Origin of the sequence: Ilumatobacter sp. (assembly GCF_049588435.1) — a bacterium.
Lineage (GTDB): Bacteria > Actinomycetota > Acidimicrobiia > Acidimicrobiales > Ilumatobacteraceae > Ilumatobacter_A.
On the sequence record NZ_JBAVYV010000413.1, the window covers coordinates 1 to 2,502 of the forward strand.

Below are 2,502 nucleotides of genomic sequence, written 5' to 3' on the forward strand. Positions count from 1 at the left end.
GATCGAGCGACGTGTGCTGTGGCTTGCGACGCGCATCATCGACCATGCCAACCGACGCGGCGAGACCGATGTGAAGGTCGGGGGTCACCAGGCGTCGTGTGCGTCGATGGTCTCGATCATGACGGCGTTGTGGTTCGACCACATCGGCGGCGACGACAAGGTCGCCGTCAAGCCCCACGCGTCACCGGTGTACCACGCGATCAAGTACCTGACCGGTGAGCTCGATCGGTCGTACCTGACGACGCTGCGCCAGCGGGGCGGCCTCCAGGCGTACCCGTCGCGGACGAAGGACCCCGACGTGTCCGACTTCTCGACCGGCTCGGTCGGCCTCGGCGCGGTGGCACCGCTCTTCGCCGCGCTCACGCGCCGCTACACCGACTCCCATTTCGGTGAGCAGGATCCGGCACGCTTCATCGCGCTCGTCGGCGATGCCGAACTCGACGAGGGCAACGTGTGGGAGGCCATCGCCGATCCCGCCACGCAGGGGCTCGGCAACTTCACGATGGTCATCGACCTCAACCGACAGTCGCTCGACCGGGTGATTCCCGACATCGCCGCGATCCGTCTCAAGCGGTTCTTCGCCGATGCCGGCTGGCATGTCGCCGAAGCCAAGTACGGGCAGCGTCTCGGCGCGGCATTCGGCGAAGCCGGCGGTGATGCCCTGGAAGCGCACATCGACTCGATGCCGAACGAGGCCTACCAGGAGCTGTTCGGCCTGGCGCCTGCCGACATGCGCCGGACGTTCCTCGCCGACGCCGATCCGGCCGTCGTGCGATTCGCAGATCGGTTCGCCGACGACGAACTCAAGTCGCTCATCACCGACCTCGGTGGGCACGACCTCGCTCTGCTGGCCGACACGTTCCGATCCTGTGATGCCGAGGTGGACCGTCCGTCGGTGGTCTTCGCCTACACGATCAAGGGCCATGGCCTCGCGATGGCGGGCGACCCGATGAACCATGCCGCGCTGTTGAGCCCGGAACAGATCGACGCATTCCGATCCTCGATCGGCCTCGATCTCGACACCGAGTGGGACCGTTTCGATCCCGACTCCGACGCCGGGCGCGTCTGTCGGAGCGTCGGAGGGGACATCAACAATGCGCCGCTCCCGCCGCGCCCCGTGCTTCCGATCCCCACCGCTGCCCGATCGATCTCGACCAGCGGATCGACATCGACACAGGAGGCCTTCGGTCGTGTTCTCGCCAGTCTCGCCGACGTCGAGGGCGTCGGTGATCGGCTCGTGACGACCGCGCCGGACGTGTCGATCTCCACGAACCTCGGCGGGTTCATCAACAAACGCGGCGTGTACTCCCACACCGAACGCGCCGACCACGGTGGCGCCGACCGAATCCTCAAGTGGGCGCCCGGTCCGAACGGTCAGCACATCGAACTCGGCATCAGTGAGATGAACCTGTTCATGCTGCTCGGTCAGCTCGGGTTGAGTCACGACCATCACGGACAGCACCTCCTCCCCGTCGGGACCGTCTACGACCCGTTCGTGCTGCGCGGTCTCGACGCCTTCATCTACGGCCTGTACAACGACGCCAAGTTCGTCGTCGCCGGCACCCCCGCCGGGGTGACACTCGCCCCCGAAGGCGGAGCGCACCAATCGACCGTCACCGCATCGGTCGGCGCCGAACTGCCCAACGTCACGTATCACGAGCCGGCGTTCGCCACCGAGGTCGACTGGATCCTCTGCGACGCGCTCGACCAACTCGGACGCCCCGACGGCACGAGCTCCTACCTCCGCCTGTCCACTCGGCCCATCGACCAGCAACCGTTCGCCGACTCGGTCGAGCGGCTCGGCGAAGCCCGCCTCCGAACCCACGTGCTCGACGGCGGCTACCGACTCGTCGATGCCCCGCCGGACGGTCGACCCGGCGTCACGATCGTCACGACCGGGGCGATGGCACCCGAAGCGCTGGAGGCGGCCATCGAACTCGACGGTGAAGGGGTGCGCGCCAGCGTCGTCCACCTCACGAGCCCGGATCGCGTGTACCGAAGCTGGCGCGCCGGCTTCACGAAGTCGACCGCAACCGCTCGGGTCGTGCGTGCTCCGAGCCACCTTCACCGTCTCATCCCGCACGATGAACGGAATCGACCGGTCGTCAGCGTCCACGACGCTTCCAGCCACAGTCTCGCCTGGCTCGGCTCCGCGATCGGCACCCATCAGTACACACTGGGTGTCGACCGGTTCGGCGAATCCGGCACCATCGCCGATCTCCATGAACTCACGGGCATCGACGCCGGCAGCATCGTCAATGCGGCCCTCATCGCACTCACGGAACACCAGGTCCACCCCGAGGACTGAGACGACGATCGCTGGACGGGACTTCACCCCAGGACGAAATGGGACCGCTACGTCCCCGGCGACGAGCCGCATCGATCCGCCCGTTGACTCCCGGAGTCGACCCCTTCGCGGCCTCGATCAGTGGTTGATCGCTGCGGAGCGGCGTGACAGGCTTCGATCGAGGAGGAGTTGCCGTGGGAGTCAGTGTCAGATAC

General features: G+C 66.9%; 1 protein-coding gene. It reads left to right on the top strand.

Annotated features, from left to right (window positions below; genetic code table 11):
- Position 1 precedes the first annotated feature (1 nt).
- Complete coding sequence (locus WBV89_RS15915) at positions 2–2,308, top strand: transketolase-like TK C-terminal-containing protein (protein WP_423982329.1); 2,307 nt, start codon at positions 2–4, stop codon at positions 2,306–2,308.
- Positions 2,309–2,502: the final 194 nt, after the last annotated feature.